The organism is Mesorhizobium sp. M0018 (genome assembly GCF_040323955.1).
GTDB lineage: Bacteria > Pseudomonadota > Alphaproteobacteria > Rhizobiales > Rhizobiaceae > Mesorhizobium.
Genome location: NZ_JAMYVL010000003.1, coordinates 1 through 18587, shown reverse-complemented (window position 1 = coordinate 18587; position 18587 = coordinate 1). Strand labels below are relative to the sequence as shown.

Here is an 18587-nt window from a genome sequence, read left to right as displayed (position 1 = left end):
CGGTTCAAATCGCGGAGGGGTCCAGCTTGGGGAAGACGTTAGCGCGAGCTTTGCCGGGCAAAACGCTGCTGCTGACGGCAGTACTGGCCATCGCCGGCTTGGCGGCGCTTGCAACGCAGCCAGGGAGCGCCGAGCAACGGGCAAAGGACCTGTTCGGCGCCAAAAAGCTGCCGGCACTCGCAGCAGCGCAATCGATCGGCTTTTATTCCAAAGGCTGTTTTTCCGGCGGCGTCGCCCTACCCATGGACGGCCGGCACTGGGAGGTGATGCGACCGTCGCGCAATCGTCGCTGGGGCCATCCGGCAATGATCGCGCTGATCGAGAAACTGTCGCGCGATGCCGCTGCCGACGGCTGGCCGGGCTTGCTGATCGGCGACATCTCGCAACCGCGCGGCGGTCCGATGCTGACCGGCCATGCCTCGCACCAGATCGGCCTCGACGCCGACATCTGGCTGACGCCGATGCCCGACCGTAAGCTCTCGGCCGAAGAGCGCGAAAACATCAGCGCTACCTTGATGGTCGATGAAAAGACCCATTTGGTGAAGGACGGGCTGTGGACGCCGATGCACACGCGGTTGTTGAAGCGCGCCGCGAGCTATCCCGAAGTCGAGCGCATCCTGGTCAATCCCGGGATCAAGAAGAAGCTCTGCGACACGGTCAAAGGCGACCGTAGCTGGTTGCGCAAGGTCAGGCCGTTCTGGGGCCACGACTACCACTTCCACATTCGCATCGGCTGCCAGGCTGGATCACCCGACTGCAAGGCACAGGAAGCGACGGCGCCAGGCGATGGCTGCGACCAGGCGCTGGCCTGGTGGTTCACCGAGGAGCCGTGGCGCCCCAACAAGAACCCGGACAAGCCGAAGGCACGCGACCTGATGACCATGGCGAACCTGCCCAGGCAATGCCAGTTCGTGCTCGACGCGCCAGCTCCGCCGTCGGCGGAAGCAGTCACCTACTATGGCGACGGCGTGCCGATCGCGGCCGTACCTGCTCCCGCGGCAGAGTCTTCGCCGCCGCCGACGGTCGCAGCCGGCGCGGCAGCGCTTCCGGCCTCGGCGAACGCCTTTGTGGCGACGCCCGAGATCGGCATTCCGCTGCCGCGGCCACGACCGGGGCACTGATGCGGGCAGCGTGTTCGCTGTCTGCATCCGTGCATCTCCACTTCGAAAACCGATTTCCCTTTTTGCGGTCATGCGCTAGTCAACGAGAGAACGGCGATACGCGTCGGGAACGGACGAGAGCATGCCAGGCGTAAGCGACGACGACACTCTGTTGCGATTTCCGATCCTGATCGGCGATATAGGCGGCACCAATGCGCGCTTCTCGATCGTACTAGACGCGAATTCCGAGGCCGGCGAGCCGACCATCGTCCAGACCGCCAACTTCAATACGATTGACGAGGCGATCCAGTCGGCCGTGCTCGACCGCTCGTCGGTCCGGCCGAATTCAGCTGTGCTGGCGGTAGCCGGTCCTGTCGAAAGCGACGAGATCCCGCTTACCAATTGCCCATGGATCGTCAAGCCGAGACAGATGTTCGCCAGTCTCGGTCTCAGCGACGTCGTGGTGCTCAACGACTTCGAGGCACAGGCGCTGGCTGTCGTCGCGCTCGGCGAAGAGCATATGGAAAAGATCGGCGGCGACGAGCCGGAACCGAATTCCGGGCGGGTGGTGCTCGGCCCGGGAACCGGGCTCGGTGTCGCCGGGCTGGTTTATGCGCTGCATCACTGGATACCGGTGCCCGGCGAGGGCGGCCATATGGATATCGGCCCGCGCTCACCGCGCGATTTCCAGGTGTTTCCGCATATCGAGAAGCTCGAGGGCCGCATCTCCGGCGAACAGATCCTGTCCGGACGCGGCCTGGTCAATGCCTACCGGGCGGTGGCCAAGGCGGACGGCAAGCCGTCGCCCTTTACAACGCCTGCCGAGGTCACCGCCGCGGCGCTGGCAAAGAACGATCCGGTGGCCGAAGAGGCGCTGTCGATCTTCGTCACTTGCCTTGGGCGCACCGCCGGCGATCTCGCTCTGGTGTTCATGAGCCGCGGCGGCGTGTTTCTCACCGGCGGCATCGCGCAAAAAATCCTGCCGGCGCTGCGCACCGGCAATTTCCGCGCCGCCTTCGAGGACAAGGCGCCGCACAGCGCCCTGATGCGCGGCATGCCGGTCTACGTCATCACCCATCCGCTTGCGGCGCTTTTAGGGCTGGCCGCCTATGCCAGAAATCCGTCGCTGTTCGGCGTGCAGACGGCGGGGCGGCGCTGGCGGGTTTAGGACACAAGCTGCGCCGCGACGAAGTTTCGCCGTCCCCGGCCATAGGCAAGCCGCCATCGGGGCGTTAAGAGGTTGCCGAATTGCAGTCCGGCCGAACCGAAACCACAAAGCGCTCCAACGTGACAATTCCAGCACCAACCAAAGGGAAAGTCCGTCCCAGCGAGATCGTGGCGGTGATCCGCCGCATCATCGCCGAGAACAGCCGCGATTATCGCTGGTACTATGCTCTTGCCGTGCTGTGCCTGGTGACGATCGCGGCGACGACCGCCTTCACCGCCTGGATCATGAAGGACGTCGTCGATCAGATTTTCTACAAGCAGCGCGGCGATCTTATCGCGCTGATCAGCGTATCCATCCTGGCCGCCTTTATGCTGCGCGGCCTGGCCAGCTACGGCCAGGCAGTGACGCTGGCCAAGATCGGCAACAATCTGGTGGCGCGCTATCAACGCCGCATCTTCGACCATCTGATGAAGCTCGGCGTCGGCTTCTTCAATGACACCCGCTCGGGCCGGCTCGCCGCGCAGATCAACGAGAACGTCAACGGCATCCGCGATCTCCTGTCGATGACGCTGACATCGCTGGCGCGCGATGCGGTATCGCTTGTCGCGCTAGTCGGCGTCATGATCTGGCAGGACCCGATGCTCTCGGCGATGTCGCTGCTGATCGGCCCGCCCTTGATCTACAGTGTCACCTATCTGATGCGCCGGGTGCGTCGCATCACCCGCGAATCGGTACAGATCAACTCGCGGCTGATCGGTGCCATGCAGGAAGCGACGCAAGGCATCGTCATCGTCAAGGCCTTCACCCTGGAAGACGAGCTGTCGCGCCGCATCGGCGGCCTCGTCGCCGGCGCCGAGCAGCGGGCAAACAAGATCGCCCGCGTCTCGGAACGGCTGACGCCGATCTCCGACATGCTGGCCGGCTTCGCCGTCGCCGGCGTCATCGCCTATTCCGGCTACCGGGCGACCGTCGGCGGCCAGCCGCCGGGCGCCATCGTTGCCTTCCTCACCGCCCTGCTGCTTGCCTATGATCCGGCCAGGCGGCTGGCGCGTATGCAGGTCGGCATGGAAAAGTCGCTGGTCAATGCGCGCATGATCTACGAGCTTCTCGACCTCGAGCCGCAGCAAGGTGACGTGCCGGGAGCCGCCGAGGCGAAATTCACCTCTGGCGAAGTGCGCTTCAACAACGTGTCCTTCCGCTATGTCGAAGAGGCGCCGGTCCTGCACGATCTGACCTTTGTCGCCGCCGCCGGCAAGGTGACCGCCATCGTCGGCGCCTCGGGCGCCGGCAAGACGACGCTGGTTGCGCTGCTGCAGCGCTTCCATGACGTCGAGTCGGGCAGCATCGAAATCGACGGCCAGGACATTTCAAAGGTCACCAAGCATTCGCTGCGCGGCTCGATCGCCTATGTATCGCAGCAGCCCTATCTGTTCGAAGGCACCATCCGTGACAACATCCGCTACGGCAGGCTGAGCGCCACCGACGCAGAGATTGAACGCGCCGCCCAACAGGCCGCGGCACACGATTTCATCCGCCAGCAGCCGCAAGGCTACGACACGCCGGTCGGCGAGAACGGCGTGACGCTGTCGGGCGGCCAGCGCCAGCGCGTATCGATTGCACGCGCCATCGTTCGGCAGGCGCCGATCCTGCTGCTCGACGAAGCCACCTCGGCGCTCGACAACGAGGCCGAGGCCCGCGTCCAGGAAGCGCTGACCCATGTCATGGAAGGGCGCACCACCATTGTCATCGCGCACCGGCTGTCGACGGTGGTCAATGCCGATCATATCATCGTGTTGGAGCAGGGCCGGCTGGTCGAACAGGGCACGCATGCCTCGCTGATGGCCGACCCGCACAGCGTCTATGCGCGGTTCCATCGGGTGCAAGGCAGGAAAGGGCTGGGGCTTGTCGATGACGCCAAGCCAATCCAGACTGCGGCGCAAAATGATCACGCGAAAAAGGCGGTCGGGAGACATTCATGAGCGACACGCCGACCGTGAGTGAAATGGGCCTGGTGGTGGTGGGCGCGGCTGGCCGCATGGGCCAGGCGCTGATCCGCGCCATCCACACGATACCGGGCGCGCGTGTCGCCGGCGCCATCGCGCCGGCCGGTTCGCCACATCTCGGCAAGGATGCCGGCGAGCTGGCCGGCGTCGGCAGGCTCGGCGTGGCGATCGGCGACGATCCGCTGCCGGCCTTCGCCAAGGCCGACGGCGTGCTCGATTTCACCACGCCGGCAGCGACCGTCGAATTCGCCGGCTATGCGGCGCAGGCGCGCATCGTCCATATCATCGGCACCACCGGCTGCTCGGCTGAAGACAATGCCAGGATCGCGGCGGCGGCGCGGCACGCGACGGTGGTCAAGTCAGGCAATATGAGCCTCGGCGTCAATCTGCTGGCGGTGCTGGTTGAGCAGGCGGCGCGCGCGCTCGATGCCGACGATTTCGACATCGAGATCCTGGAAATGCACCACCGGCACAAGGTCGATGCTCCGTCGGGCACGGCGCTGCTGCTCGGCGAGGCCGCCGCTGCCGGGCGCGGCGTAGCACTTGCCGGCAACGATGTTCGCGTGCGCGACGGCCATACCGGCGTGCGCAAGGCAGGCTCGATCGGTGTCGCCAGCTTGCGCGGCGGCTCGGTGGTCGGCGACCACAGTGTGGTGCTGGCCGGTACCGGCGAGCGCATCACGCTTGCCCATCATGCCGAGGACCGGGCGATCTTTGCCCGCGGCGCGGTCAAGGCAGCCCTGTGGGCGCGCGGCCGCAAGCCGGGCCTCTATTCGATGCGGGACGTGCTCGGCCTGACAAGCTGATCCACAGATTTGGCTGATCCACAAGATTTGGCTGATCCACAAGATTTGAAGGAGCAAATATGTCGAGAACTCTCGTGCTCGTGCGCCACGGCCAGAGCGAATGGAACCTGAAGAACCTATTTACCGGCTGGCGCGACGTCGACCTGACCGAACTGGGCCATGCCGAGGCCAAGTCGGCCGGCGCCAAGCTCAGGGCGCGCGGCATGAAGTTCGACATCGCCTTCACGTCGTCGCTGATCCGGGCGCAGAAGACCTGCCAGCATATTCTCGACGCCGTTGGCCAGAGCGACCTCGAGACCATTCGCGACCAGGCGCTGAACGAGCGCGACTATGGCGATCTCTCCGGCCTCAACAAGGATGATGCGCGCAAGAAATGGGGCGAGGAGCAGGTGCATGTCTGGCGCCGCTCCTATGACGTGCCGCCGCCCGGCGGTGAAAGCCTGAAGGACACCGGCGCGCGCGTCTGGCCCTATTACCTGCACGATCTGCAACCGCATGTGCTGCGCGGCGGCACCGTGCTGGTGGCGGCGCACGGCAATTCGCTGCGCGCGCTGATCATGGCGCTGGACGGCAAATCGGGCGAGGAGATCGTCAAGCTCGAGCTCGGCACCGGTGTGCCGATCATCTACACGCTCAACGCCGATTCCACGGTGGCGTCGAAGGAAGTGCTGGAGCATTGAGCCGGAGAAGGAACGCGGCTTTCAAAAAAGCGCGTTGACACTCATCCCTCGCCCGCTTAATGAGCGCGCACCAGCCCAGATGGCGGAATTGGTAGACGCGCACGGTTCAGGTCCGTGTTCCGCAAGGAGTGGAGGTTCGAGTCCTCTTCTGGGCACCAAATTCCCGTTTCGAACCGATTGATGCGGTTTCAGAGACCCAAGAAAAAGCCCGGTTTGCCGGGCTTTTTCTTGATCCAATGCTCTAAGCTGCCTACCGTCAGCCGTGGTATCCACAAGATATCCAACAATTATCCGTCCGGGTTAGGCAGCGATCTGTCGTTGCGACAGCGCAGCAGCGGAAGGATTTGGCCCGAGATCACTCTGGTGATCTTCTGTTGCTTGGCGTTGGTTACGACGTTCATGCACGCACATCCGTAGCCGTGACCCGAACCAGGCACATTGGTCTCGACGAATTGCCGCTCGTCAAAGGCCGGCACATTGTCGATGCCCTTGGGATCCGGGCGTCCCTGCATCTGGATCCACCAATCCCCGTCACTGTCGGTCAGGACGAGGTTGCCGGGGGTCGGGCTGGAGTACCAGCCACAACGGCGCTCGGCATGGGCGGCTGCAGACAAGGACATGATAGCCAGGCAGACACAGATAGCGAACAGTGGGCGCATGAATATCTCCTCCCTGAAGTAGGTCAGGTCGTGCCGCCGATCCGTTGGCGCCGGGGACGCGCATGACTTTTGCGAGCCTTATGGCTTCAACTTCGTGTCCACATGTTCTTCGATCAATCCGCAATGAAGCGTCACGGGCGCCCTTTGGACGTTGCTGAGTGGACCGTCGATGAAATCGCAGCCGAGCAGATTGACCGAGCTGCTCTTGCGCGCCGACGCAACGTTGACGTTGACATCGGGAGGGCCGGCAAGCCAGTCGAGACGCTTTGCGTCGACCTTGGCGCCGCTGATGCGGGCGTGGCCGCCTGTGCCCGGTATCTCCACCTCTTCGTCGTGCGGTGTGAGATCGATCAGGCCGACTTCGTTGGCGTGCTTCGCGGCGCTCGGCTTGGGGTCGCCGTAATAGGAGGCGAAGACGACGATTCCCTCCTTTTCAGCCGCGAGCTTGGCGGCTGCTTTCTTGGACAGCGTGACGTTGACGTCGAAGCCCAGGTCATCCTGGGCTGTTGCCGGCACGGCAGATGCCGGCAGCACAGATGCCGCAATCGCCATTGCGAGCGATGATCCGCAGCGTTTCACAATCCACCTCCTTCAAGTCCCCACGCAGTGATGATGCCCCTCGCATTGTTCATATCTGGCAGCGACGTCATGCTCGCAGCCGGCTTCATCATGATCAAATAAGTTGCAGCACGTGTCAGTTCGCGGCCGGAACGGGGCAACTCAGATCGCCTTCCTTGCAATTCAGGTAACCCTCGAAGGCTTTGACACGGGATTGCGTCAGGCCGTCCATGCATTGCGCGATGAGCATCGGTATTACGCTTCCTCCGGCCGATCCAGCAGTCTGAAAACTGCACTCCGCGTCGCGAAACTTGCCCCAATCCCGCTGTGCCTGAACAAGAAGCTTCTTGGTATCCGCATCGTCCTTCAGGCGGGCTTCGATCTGCTTGTAAAGCTCATTGAGCTTCTTGTCGGATTTCTGGAACTCGGCACCGAAGCACTGATTCATGGTGGCCTGATCCTTGGCATCGGCGCACTTGTCCTTGGCAAGGGCGAATGTCGGCGCAGCCAGAACCACGGCAGCAGTCAATATCGCTATTTTCATCGATTTCCCTTTCCGATTGCAGTCAAGCTCTTAAGTTGCTCAGCCCCGCCCTATGTTCTCGTCAGCTGTCCGTTATTGCCACGATCGGCCCATGGCCCGATTATCTGGTTTTCATTGGATCAGCTTTGCCACCTTCGGCGACCGTGACGTTGCCGACCTTTCCTGAGCCGGTCAGCGTGCCGCCCTCCTTGACCATGACTTCGCCGGAGACCTCTCCGTCAACGACAAGCAGTCCCGAGACGGAAACGTCACCGGTCAAAGAGCCGGTCACGTGCAACTCCGCTCCCGCCACCACTTCCGTCATGCCCGAATATTTGTTCTTGCCGCTCAGCGTCAGCTTGCCACCGGCAACAACGAGGCCGCCGCTGTCGCCGGCGTCATCAAAGTCCGCGATGGTTCCATCAAACTGCCCGTCGGCTTCTGTCAGGATCAGTCTGCCCGCACCCAGATACACATTGCCTTTACCACCAAGGTTGCGAATGGCCGTATCGTTCAGGGAGTGCGCCACTCCCCAGGGCTTCAGGTGGTTTCCTTTCTGATCGATGTTGAGCACACCGTCGACTATGACGCGCGAGGAATGCTCGATGCTGCCCGGCCCGGCCAGAGTAAGATAGCCATCGGCCGCGATGTGGGTTGTGCCCGTGTAGGTATTGGCCCCGGTCATGCGCACGTCCGCGTCCTTCTCGATCGTGAAGTCGCCGGCGCCGGAGACGATGCCGGCCAGTCCGAGCCATCCGTTGCTTCCAGCATCGCTGGTCGCGCGATTCAGCTGCACTTGATCCTTGGCAGCCGCGTCTGTCGTAAAGTTAGCAGCGCTGACAAAATAAGGTGAATATGCGGTCGTCCTGTTTTCCAGATCATTCATTATGGAATTGGACTCGAAGAATGGCAGACCGAGAATGAGACCGCCGACTTTCATCTCATCGCTTTGGCGGAGAATGTCGACATCATCATATTCACGGTTATTTATACCATCATCGAATCCAAAAAACTTGAAGTCGACTATCTCATCACCAAATTCAGCAATATGAAATCCTCTCGACTGAAGCTTATTCAAAATAGATCCTGTTGTAATATAAATAAAGCTTGTCGTGCCTGTATCCAATAAAACAGGTCCACTGAAATCAACCGATTGCTTCTTTCCCTTATGATCAAAGGAAATTTTATAGCGGTAAGACCCTTCGTACTGACTGGATGCATTCGCGCCTGATCGCGGGAATCGTCTCTGGAGGAATTCGTAATCCAGTTCGCCCCACGGTATCAGGGCCGTAAACTGGGATCTCAGACTGGGGGACAAATTCAGCGTCAGGCAGGGAGCGCAGCCCGGTGTCGTCCTCTTTCCAAGATTTGCATTGGCGGAGACCACATAGCCGCTTTGCGTCTGACTGCCAGGAGCGGCGGTCTGGTCCCCCTTATCGATAAAATCACCGGCTCCAAAGACGCCGTAAAACGGCGCCTCGTTACCGGGTTCGCCATTCTTCATGCTCTTGCGCGCATCAAGATCCGCATAAACCGGCGTATCGCCATGGTGGCCCACGGGCTTTTGCGTCACATTCGCATCCTCGAAGTCGCCGAAATCCTTGGTGAAGACGTAATCCACCACCCGACCTACGCTAAAGCCGCCGTCAAAGGTTACGGCAGGCTCCGAGGGATCATCTGGATCGTAATAGGACAGGCTGTCGACCCGGGCCTGTTGTACCCAACCTCCATAGGTGCCGTTTCCATAGGGGTACATTTCGGGCTTGCTGCCGCGCACCGGCTCTACGCCAGGGACACTCGAATCGATCTCAGCGTTGAACTCATCCGACCCGGTGTCGAATTCGAACAGACGAGGCTTGGCACCATTGATGCCCAACGCAATCCCGAGTTTGTGGTAGATGACTTCATCGCTGCCGGTTCCGAGGTGCCCAACAACATGTTGCAATGGAATGGGTATCGGGTCGGCAGCCTGGGCAAGGCCGGTCTGGCCGTTCTCCTCGGCCACGGCAGGTACGGCATGTGATGTGTTCGCTGCCGGAACGGGGCAGCTCGCATCGCCTTCCCTGCATTGCAGGTAACCCTCGAAATCTTTGACACGGGATTGCGTCAGGCCGTCCATACACTCCGCGATGAGCGTTGGAATTGCGCTTTCTCCGGCCGCTCCTGCGGTCTGGAAACTGCACTCTGCGTCGCGAAATTTGACCCAATCCCGCTGTGCTTGAACGAGAAGCGTCCTGATATCCGCGTCGTCGTTCAGGCGGGGTTCGATCTGCTTGTAAAGCTCGTTGAGCTTCTTGTCGGATTTCCTGGACGCGGCATCGGCGCACTCGTTCGGGGCGGACTGATCCTTGGCGGCGTCGTTGCACTTGTCCTGGGCAAATGCGAAAGCCGGCATGGCCAGAACGATGGCAGCGGTCAGCATCGCGGTTTTCATCGATGTCCTCGGTCTAGAACTGCCGGCACGGTCGCCGCTAGTTGGCATTGTCATCGTCCGATCCGTCAGCGTCGTTACTGTCATCCGACGTATCGTCATTACTGTCGGTGCTGTTTTCGTCTTCACCATCTGCCGACGGGTCGTCATCGTCATTCTGATCGCTGGAATCGTCCTGATCATCGGAATCATTGTTGTCAGTGCTGTCATCCGACGCATCGTCATCCGTGCTATCGTCGTCGGTGTCGGTGCTGTTCTTGTCATCATCACCGTCTGTTGAGTTTTCATCGTCGTTCTGATCGCTCGAATCGTCCTGATCGGAACTGTTGTCGTCGGTACTGTCGGCCGGGTTATTGTCGTCAGTGTGGGTGCTGGTATCGTCGTCGTCAGCATCGGGAGAAGACACATTTGCGTCTGGACTGGCGTCGCCGGGCAGCGACTCGTCCTCGCGATAGCTCGTGTCATTGAGGCCCGTCTCCATCTCGTCGTCATACTCATCGACGATCTGCGTCCACTCCTCTCGATTGTCGACGCTCGTCCATTGGGAGATATTGTTGACCGAGATGTTGGTGTTGAAGTTGTTGACGGTGATGTTGGTGTTGACCTCGACGACATCTGCGACTTCTGTCCCGCGATTCACGCCAAACAGGAAACTGGTGGCACTCGCGGCAAGGGCGGCCCAAACGAACCTATCGACATCGCGCGGCGTCGAAATCGGTTGATGCCGCACTGTGGCAAGCACGTCACCCGGTCGGATGCCTTGCCGCGCGGCAACACCGTGGGGTGCAACGGCCAGGACATACACGCCGCGAAGCTTGGGCGGGATCTGGTAGCGGTGCCGAGAGGCGTGATTGATCGGTATCAGAACCGCGTTAAGAGCCCGGGAAACATAGGGTTTCGGCAGATCATATTTGCTGGCATACGCAACATTGATCGTGTGCGGGACAGCTACACTCACAACAGCCGTCATTTTCACTGAAGTTGCCAATGCACGGGCGAGCTGCATTATCAGTCTGGATTTTCGAACGGTTTGCATTTTGCACATCCTGCAGCTGATGATTGGAGTCGATCTCAGAGCCCCGGCGCCCCGGAGCGCTCACCAATCATTCTCCCCCTGCACCAACGGTCAGCGGCAATTTCCAGCGATCATCACCGTCGTTCCGTAACTTCCTCGGCAAAACACTTTGCCAGGTCTTGCGGCGCTCCGAGCTTCTTCGCCCAGGATACCAGTTCAGGTTTTTCCGACGGCTCGGCATAGCCGCCCCACACGTCGCGAAACTGCTTCTTTCCGTCGACTGTCTGGAAGAACATCACGCCGTCGTCGCTCACCGGCGTGGAGACGTAGGCGGCGCTCCAGCTGCCGCTCTCCATGATCGTGAAGAACTTTGCCTGAGCGGGCTTGAACTTATTGGTCATCGCCGAGACGACGAGAGGGGCATATTCCTGCTTGCGCGCCTTCGTCACTTCGACCTTTATACCGTCACAGGCGTTATTCGCAGCGAAAGCGGACGTCAGCGCCATTCCCAACCCCGCAAGGCCGACCATAACGATTTTGGCATGTCGCCGGACCAGGCCGCTGAATTCAGACATGATTGGCTTCCTCCTTGTTCGCCCCCGAGTCCCTTAATCGGAATCGTCATCGTCGGATGAATTGTCATCGTCCGGTGTATCGACCTCGCAGCCGATGCCGCGGCAGCCTTGGTAGTTGCCTTGCGTGTCGAAGTTCGGATTGCCTTCCTTGTCGTACTGCGGCCTGTCGTCGATGCTTTGATCCCTGTCATCAGGATCGTCGACTTTACATCCGAGCCCATGGCAGCCGATGTAACGGCCCCTGGTATCGAAGTTGGGATTGCCGTTCCTGTCGAACTGCGGCCGGTCGTCTATCTTCCGGCTCCCTTTATGGGACCGATCAACTAGGCAGCCCTTTCCGCGACAACCATCGTAGTCGTCGGTGGTACAACCGACGATCGCCATCAAAGCAGTGACCAAGGCCGCACAGATTACGAGTTTCATGATTCATTCCTCCGACTGGCTGGCGGCGGACATCGTCCATATCGGAAGGCCATTGCAGGCGGCGATCCCCGCCTTTGCCGCGAAGGCTGGCGCCAATCGGAGGAGGGCAAAGCTTCGCCGGCCATCAAACGAGAGCCAGGCTGCGGGCGATGCATTCGACGACTTAGCCGACGGTTGCCGTAATCTCTTACGTGGGAGGGAACGCTCCCAGCGGGGGCCGCCGCATTAGCGAGTGTCAATATTCCTCTCCATGCTTAGTGCCCCGTCCGCCCAAGCATGTTTCAACGATCCGCTGACGCGGCTGTGCTTCCAAGAAATGCATCCAAGTCAACCTATGACAAGGACAAATCCCAATATCGCATGATTGAATTTTGCAAATGCTTAATAATTCGGAATCAGCACGGGCTATCTTAGCAGATACTGAAATATGACCAGCAGCAAGATTCCGGAATGCTTCCTTAGGTTTGTTCTCATTAAGCCGAGTTAGTACAAGCAATATTCTATGCTGTTGTGAATTTTGCGCCAGCTCTACAAAAAGGGCGCGACGAACCCACCCCAATCGCGATCTATTGTGGTATTTTTTCGAACCCAGCCAACCCTTGCGAGGGCCGAAAGAAACGTGCCCTTTGCCCGACTTTTCAACGCTGCGGAGTGCCAAATAGAGGCACAGTGGGGGCGGCACATCCCACAAAAGCTCGCAGAGGCGGCTGCGGCCGACCGGATGCGGCGCCAGCGCCAGATAGGCGAGCAGCGCACACAGCTTGCGCGATTTTGGGAGCCGGCTGATCGACCAGAACATCGCGCAAGGGCATTATCTCGGCGCGCTGATCGCGGCCGAACCGGCACTCGAACTGGTAGCGCCGGTGAGCATCAACATCGTGTGCTTTCGCTACCGCGCGGACGGACTGGGCGGGGAGCGCCTGAAAGCGCTCAATACCGAGATCATGCTGAGGCTGCAGGAAGAAGGCATCGCCGCCATTTCCGACACGACGGTGCATGGCCAGCATAGCCTCAGGGTGGCGATCAACAACCACCGCACCCGGCGCGACGATCTGGACCTGCTGGTGCGGGAGACCGTGCGGCTTGGACTGGAGATTTCAAGGCCGGGCGTGGCTCTTCCTTCTCCCCTTGCGGGAGAAGGTGGACGCGAAGCGGCCGGATGAGGGGTGTTCCAGCTTGATACTGACGGCACTCCGTCCGCACCCCTCAACCGTCTTGGCGCTGCGCGCCAATCCACCTTCTCCCACAAGGGGAGAAGGAAGAAAGAGCGGCGCTGGCCCCGACAATTGGTCGTCTGCAAGGCTACGCCTCGAGCCAGACCTTCTCGAAATGCTGCTCGAGCGATTGGTGCTGCTCGCAGCCATGCACGCCCTTGCGGTAGGTGCGGTAGACCGAGCGCCAGTAGGGCTGGATGATGACGCCGGAATCGCGCAGATTCTGTTCGATCTTGGCCATGAGCTCCTTGCGGGCGCCGGGATCGGGCATCGCCAGCGCCTTGTCGAGCAGACTGTCGAATTCCGGATCGGCGTAGGCGGTCTCGTTCCACGCGGCGCCAGACTTATAAGCGAGCGCCAGCACCTGGACGCCGAGCGGCCGGCCGAGCCATTCCGTGCAGGAGAAAGGATATTTGCTCCAGTCGTTCCAGAAGGTCGCGGCCGGCAGCACGGTGCGCTTGATCTTCAGCCCGGCCTCGCGCATCTGCGCAGCGATGGCGTCGCCGGAGCTCTTCTGCCAGTCCACGTCGACCGAGATGAGTTCGTATTCGTGGTCGGCCTTGCCGGCCTCGGCGAGCAGGGCCTTGGCTTGATCAATGTTGCGGACGGCCGGGCCGATATCGGCATATTCGGGATGCATCGGCCCGACATGATGGTTCTCGGCAGGCTTGCCGCGGTTGTCCATGCCGATCTTCAGCACGGCGGCGTTGTCGACGGCGAGCTGGGCGGCGCGGCGCACCTTGATGTCGTCATAGGGCGGATTGCCGATATTGAACCGCGCGACGATGGTCGAGCCGGTGGCGATTTCCGAATTGCTCAGGCCCATGGAGTCGGTCTGCGCAACCGTGTCGGAGGCGGTTTCGTGATCGGTGTCGATCTCGCCCGATTCGAAGGCCGACAGCATCGCATTGGGGTCGGAGCCGTAGTCCACCCATTTGATGCCGTCGAGGTAGAACTCGCCCTTCCACCATGGCTTGTCTTTGCGGCGGACTTCGGCGCCGACCTCGGCGTCCCATGCCACGAGTTCGCAAGGCCCGGTGGTGATCGCCAATGCCTTCAGCGGATCGCCGTCGCCTTCATAGCTGCGGTGCATGATCAGCGCCGGGTAGTCGGCCATGCCGGCGATCAGCGAAATGTCGGGCTTCGGCAAATTGAGCCGCACGGTGACGTCGTCGACGCGCTCGATGCCGCCGTCGACGGGCTTCTTGGTATCGGCGTTGACCAGTGCGCCCATGCGCGCGGCGACTGAATTGCCGGCGACGGACGCATCACACCAGCGCGTCAGATTGTGGATCACGTCGTCGGCGTTGAAGGTGTCGCCGTTCGACCAGGTGATGCCCTTGCGGATATGCAGGGTCAGGACGCGGGCGTCGTCGCTGGTCTCCCAGCTCTCGAGCAGCCATGGCTCGAAGGTGAAGTCGCGCTTCCAGCGCACCAAATATTCGTTGCACTGGCGGGCGACGTTGGACATCTCGACGCCGTCGAAGGTGCGCGGATCCTTCCAGCCCTTGACATTCATGGCAACGCGCAAGACGCCGCCGCGCTTCGCCTCCTCGGCCCTGGCCGGTGACGGAGCAAGCCCGCCAAGCGCCAGCGCGCCGGCAGCGCTGACACCGAGCGCAGCCATGGTGGCGAGATATTCGCGCCGGTTCATCTGGCCTTTCTTGAAGCCATCGGCGACGGGCTCGGCCTGCGGATGCAGTTTTCGATCGGTCAGCATGAACTTCATTGTCGTCATTCCCCTGTTGTTGGGCACCTCTGCCGATCGCCAAACGCGGGGGACGGATGCGATCGCCGGAGCGCCATTGCCTCGGGGATGATAGGGCGAGCGCCCGTGGGGGAGTGTTCGGACTTCCGCAGTTCTTGTGCGCTGTTCCGCAAGCGGAAGGTCCCCCTCACCCGGATCGCCAACCGAATTGCGAAGGGCAGTTCGGGGCAATCCGACCTCGCCCCCGGGGGGAGAGGAGGTCGCCTGCGTTGATGCCAGGCTCTTCTCGCCAGCGGGGAGAAGGTGGACGCGAAGCGGCCGGATGAGGGGGCCTTCGCAACCTCAGTAAGGCCAGTCGCCTTTGCCAAGCGCGGCGATGGCCGCAATGATGCGGGCGAAGGCTTCACCGGCGCGCGGAACGGTTTTGCGGGCGCGCAGGAAACTGTGCACCAGACGCGGCTCCTCGCGCCACCAGGCGCGGCCGCCGGCGGCGAGGATGCAGTCGCGATAGGCCTCGCCGTCGGAGGACAGCGGATCGCACTCGGCCGTGATGATGAAGGTCGGCGGCAGGCCGGAGAAATTGCTGCCTCGGAGTGGCGAAAAGGTCGGATCGTCGGGCGACTGTGCCTTTGCGGAGCGCACGTTGCGATAGAATTCGATATCGCGCAACGTCAGCAGCGGCGCTTCGGCGTGCTCGACACAGGAGCCGGCGCTCTCTTTGCCAACTGGTTCCGGGCCGCCGAGCTCGGGATAGATCAGCACCTGGCCGATCGCATGGCGAGGATGGCGGTGTGTCGCCTGTGCCACCGCAGCGGCCAGATTGCCGCCGGCGCTTTCGCCGCAGAGCACTATCGGCAGGCCGGCCGTCGCCGTCGCCCATTCGAATACGGCCAGCGCATCGTCGAAGGCGGCCGGATGCAGATGCTCGGGCGCCAGCCGGTAATCGGCGGACAGCACGGCAAAGCCGGTGCCGGCGCATATCTCGGCGCAGATGTCGTCATGGCTGTCGAGGCCGCCAAGGACGAAGCCGCCGCCGTGATAATAGACAACCATCGCCTGCGGCGCCGTGCCCGCCATCTGGTAACGCCGGACCGGGATCGCACGGTCGCCGGCAGGAACCGCGCTGTCGCTGGCCTTGACGCCGGGTGGATAGGGCTCGCGAAACGCCCGGCACATGGCATCATAGACCGCCCGCTGCCTGTCGATCGGCATGTAGACGATTTCGGGCGGATACCACTCGTTGACCCGATCGATATAGGCCCACAGCTCCGGATCGAGCAGCGTCTGGTATTTTCCGCGCCCTCTCGTTCCGGGTCGCTCGGCCTCGGTGATCATCGCTGCGCGATCCCGCTCAGAGCTCGGCGTAGAGCCGGGCAGCATTTTCATAGCTGAAGCGCAGCGGCACCGAGCCCTCGACCTGCCAGGCTTCGACCGTCTCGCCTGCCAGCAGCCGGCAGGCGCCGTCGGTGGTGGTGACGGCACCGCCATAGAGCCGGTTGGCAAGGTTGAGGATGGCCGTCTGGTGCATCGCCGTGCTGCCACTGCCGCAGGCATCCTTGACCAGCAGCACTCGAAACCCGAGCGCCACCGCATCCTTGACGGTGGCATCGATGCAGGCCTCGGTCCAGACGCCGGCAACGACCAGCCACTCGATGCCATCGGCCTTCAGCCGCTCGGCGGCAGGCCCCGCGCGGAAGGCGCTGGCATCGGTCTTGACCAACATCATCTCGCCTGTCGCCGGGCCCACTTCCGCGCAGATCGCAGTCAGCGGATCGTCCTTGTCGGAAAATGCCGACTTGCCGCTGGCCTCGACCGGGTGGAACGGCCGCGCCGTGGCGAGATCGACGATATAGGCCCAGTGATACAAAGGCACATGATTGGCCCGTGCTGCTGTCTGCAGGCGCTGGACGTTGGCGAGGATATCGCCATAGCCTTCGACCAGATAGCGCTTGTCCCGCCGATGCTCCTCCTGGAGATCGATAAACACCGCCGCCGCCTTGCCGCGCTTGATCGAGATCGGGCTTTTCATGCAAAACTGCCTGTCAGCACTCAAACGTGTCTGTCAAGGAAATCATCCTCATAGGGGAAGCGCGACAGGAGCTCGGTGCCGGTCTCGGTGATCAGGATCTCGTCTTCCAGCTTGACGCCCTCGCGGCCGCCCTTCTCGCCGATATAGCTTTCGACGCTGACCACCATGCCGGGCACGATGAAACCGTCGCGGCCATAGGTCTCGTAGTCCATGGCGTGCGCTATGAACGGCGTTTCGCCATGCATGCCGACGCCGTGCATGACCGAGGTATAACGCTGGTCGACGAAGCGGTCCGGTATCTTCCAGGCCCTTTCGGCAATCTCGCGAAACGCCATGCCCGGCTTGACGACCCCGATATTGTGCTGAACCTGGTCGTGCGCCATGCGGTAGAGCGACTTCTGATAATCCGTCGGCTTGCCAGGTCCGCAACGGAAGGTGCGCGAAAAGTCCGAATAATAGCCGTAGCAGCCGATCGTATCGGTATCGAGCGCCAAGAGTTCGCCCGGCCTGATCTTGCGGCCGCTCGCCTCGTTGAACCACGGATTGGTGCGCTGGCCCGAGGTCAGCAGCCGGGTCTCGATGAACTCGCCGCCTTGCCGGATGACCTCACCATACATGATGGCGAACAGCTCGTTTTCGGAAACGCCAGGTTTGATCGCCTCGCGCACGGCATAGACCGCAGCCTCGGCACCAGCCATCGACACCTGCAGGCATTTTACTTCCTCGGGCGTCTTGACCGCGCGCACCGCCAAAATCTCGCCCTGGCAATCCCGCACCTCGCAGCCGCGCTTTTCGAGCGCCAGTGCCTGCAGATGACTGCAGCGGTCAAGGCCGAGCTTCATCGAGCCGCCGCCATGCACCTTGAGCAATTCGGCGATCTCATCGGCGAACGGGCCGGCGGTCTCGTCGTCGCGGCCTGACACCGACGACCAGACCAGCTTGGACGGACGCGCCTCGTCGATCGTGTCGAGCACCATCGAGACATGGTAGCTCTGCGGATATTCGAACAGCACGATCGGCCCTTCGGTGGGTATGAAGAAATAGCGCGTCGAGTTGCGCAGGAAATAGCCGAACATGTTGCGCGAACCGGTGGCGTAGCGCTGGTTGTAGGGATCGAACAAAACGACGCCGCCATAGCCGGCCTCGCGCATCCAGGCGCGCAGCCTGGCCAGCCGGCCCTTGCGCAGCGCGTCGGCGTCGATGAAGGACGGCTCGGTGTCCGACAGCCACATGCCGCCGGCCGGATCCGCCGCCGCCGGATGGCGCATGCGATCCCTGAAGTCGACATCCTCGGTGCTGTCGGGGTCAAAAACGACGATGCTCATGGGTGCCTCCTGGAAGCGGCGAGGATGGGCCATGCGCCGCGTAGAGGCTGTGCGAGATACCGCAGATGTTGTGCGAAATACCGCTTGAAGTCGTTCCGTAGCGTTCTACGGCGCCCCCCTCTGTCCTGCCGGACATCCCCCCTCAAGGGGCAGGGCAATCGCATTTGGATTCTTACGAAGATGGACCCCCACCCTAACCCTCCCCACAAGGGGGAGGGAAAGTTGTGTGCGTCAAGTTCTGCAAAATGGCGTGGCATTGCGGTGACATCGGCGTGTCCGCCGCGCAGCCCCCGTGTTTAGCGGAGCGGCGGACACATGACGGTGCTCAGGCGGCCAAGGCCCTCAGGCTCTCCTTCTTGTGCTCGCGCAG

General features: G+C 61.8%; 17 protein-coding genes and 1 tRNA gene. 7 read left to right on the top strand and 11 right to left on the bottom strand.

The window, feature by feature from the left end:
• Nucleotides 1-26 precede the first annotated feature (26 nt).
• The 6 genes from mepA to NKJ81_RS04560 all read left to right on the top strand — a co-directional run bounded on the left by mepA (nt 27) and on the right by NKJ81_RS04560 (nt 5915).
• Nucleotides 27-1121 (top strand): penicillin-insensitive murein endopeptidase, encoded by a 1095-nt coding sequence (gene mepA / locus NKJ81_RS04585; protein ID WP_502895684.1) that lies wholly within the window; start codon nt 27-29, stop codon nt 1119-1121.
• A 121-nt stretch (nt 1122-1242) separates the two neighbouring features.
• Nucleotides 1243-2268 (top strand): glucokinase, encoded by a 1026-nt coding sequence (locus tag NKJ81_RS04580; protein ID WP_352473558.1) that lies wholly within the window; start codon nt 1243-1245, stop codon nt 2266-2268.
• A gap of 119 nt (nt 2269-2387) precedes the next feature.
• Nucleotides 2388-4247, top strand: coding sequence for an ABC transporter ATP-binding protein (locus tag NKJ81_RS04575; protein ID WP_352539779.1), 1860 nt, complete (start codon nt 2388-2390; stop codon nt 4245-4247).
• A complete protein-coding gene (gene dapB, locus NKJ81_RS04570; RefSeq protein WP_352539778.1) occupies nt 4244-5077 on the top strand; it encodes a 4-hydroxy-tetrahydrodipicolinate reductase in 834 nt (277 codons plus the stop codon). Before NKJ81_RS04575 ends, dapB begins: the two co-directional genes overlap by 4 nt.
• A gap of 59 nt (nt 5078-5136) precedes the next feature.
• Nucleotides 5137-5757 carry a 2,3-bisphosphoglycerate-dependent phosphoglycerate mutase gene (locus NKJ81_RS04565; protein WP_352473555.1) on the top strand — a complete coding sequence of 207 codons (621 nt, stop codon included), beginning with the start codon at nt 5137-5139 and terminating at the stop codon, nt 5755-5757.
• Nucleotides 5758-5830: 73 nt separating this feature from the next.
• A tRNA-Leu gene (locus tag NKJ81_RS04560) sits at nt 5831-5915 on the top strand.
• Nucleotides 5916-6044: 129 nt separating this feature from the next.
• Here NKJ81_RS04560 and NKJ81_RS04555 read toward each other — a convergent pair.
• The 7 genes from NKJ81_RS04555 to NKJ81_RS04525 form a co-directional block, all read right to left on the bottom strand.
• On the bottom strand, nt 6045-6416 hold the full coding sequence (locus NKJ81_RS04555; RefSeq protein ID WP_352473554.1) for a DUF4087 domain-containing protein: 372 nt from the start codon (nt 6414-6416) through the stop codon (nt 6045-6047).
• A gap of 78 nt (nt 6417-6494) precedes the next feature.
• Nucleotides 6495-6995 carry a hypothetical protein gene (locus NKJ81_RS04550; protein ID WP_352539777.1) on the bottom strand — a complete coding sequence of 167 codons (501 nt, stop codon included), beginning with the start codon at nt 6993-6995 and terminating at the stop codon, nt 6495-6497.
• A 115-nt stretch (nt 6996-7110) separates the two neighbouring features.
• Nucleotides 7111-7518 (bottom strand): lysozyme inhibitor LprI family protein, encoded by a 408-nt coding sequence (locus NKJ81_RS04545; RefSeq protein ID WP_352473552.1) that lies wholly within the window; start codon nt 7516-7518, stop codon nt 7111-7113.
• Nucleotides 7519-7618: 100 nt separating this feature from the next.
• A complete protein-coding gene (locus NKJ81_RS04540) occupies nt 7619-9931 on the bottom strand; it encodes a lysozyme inhibitor LprI family protein (RefSeq protein ID WP_352539776.1) in 2313 nt (770 codons plus the stop codon).
• Nucleotides 9932-9968: 37 nt separating this feature from the next.
• The gene (locus NKJ81_RS04535; protein WP_352539775.1) at nt 9969-10964 is read right to left on the bottom strand and encodes a Do family serine endopeptidase; all 996 of its coding nucleotides are present in this window, start codon (nt 10962-10964) and stop codon (nt 9969-9971) included.
• A 113-nt stretch (nt 10965-11077) separates the two neighbouring features.
• A complete protein-coding gene (locus tag NKJ81_RS04530; RefSeq protein WP_352473549.1) occupies nt 11078-11518 on the bottom strand; it encodes a hypothetical protein in 441 nt (146 codons plus the stop codon).
• 33 nt (nt 11519-11551) lie between these two features.
• Nucleotides 11552-11941, bottom strand: coding sequence for a hypothetical protein (locus NKJ81_RS04525; RefSeq protein WP_352539774.1), 390 nt, complete (start codon nt 11939-11941; stop codon nt 11552-11554).
• A gap of 761 nt (nt 11942-12702) precedes the next feature.
• Here NKJ81_RS04525 and NKJ81_RS04520 point away from each other — a divergent pair.
• On the top strand, nt 12703-13104 hold the full coding sequence (locus tag NKJ81_RS04520; RefSeq protein ID WP_352539773.1) for a hypothetical protein: 402 nt from the start codon (nt 12703-12705) through the stop codon (nt 13102-13104).
• 139 nt (nt 13105-13243) lie between these two features.
• Here NKJ81_RS04520 and NKJ81_RS04515 read toward each other — a convergent pair whose 3' ends face one another.
• The 4 genes from NKJ81_RS04515 to NKJ81_RS04500 form a co-directional block, all read right to left on the bottom strand.
• Nucleotides 13244-14884 (bottom strand): ABC transporter substrate-binding protein, encoded by a 1641-nt coding sequence (locus NKJ81_RS04515; protein ID WP_352539772.1) that lies wholly within the window; start codon nt 14882-14884, stop codon nt 13244-13246.
• A gap of 321 nt (nt 14885-15205) precedes the next feature.
• Entirely contained in the window at nt 15206-16198 is a 993-nt protein-coding gene (locus tag NKJ81_RS04510; protein WP_352539771.1) for an alpha/beta hydrolase, read from the bottom strand.
• A 16-nt stretch (nt 16199-16214) separates the two neighbouring features.
• Nucleotides 16215-16892 (bottom strand): isochorismatase family protein, encoded by a 678-nt coding sequence (locus tag NKJ81_RS04505; RefSeq protein WP_352539770.1) that lies wholly within the window; start codon nt 16890-16892, stop codon nt 16215-16217.
• 20 nt (nt 16893-16912) lie between these two features.
• A complete protein-coding gene (locus NKJ81_RS04500; protein ID WP_352539769.1) occupies nt 16913-18217 on the bottom strand; it encodes a M24 family metallopeptidase in 1305 nt (434 codons plus the stop codon).
• Nucleotides 18218-18587: the final 370 nt, after the last annotated feature.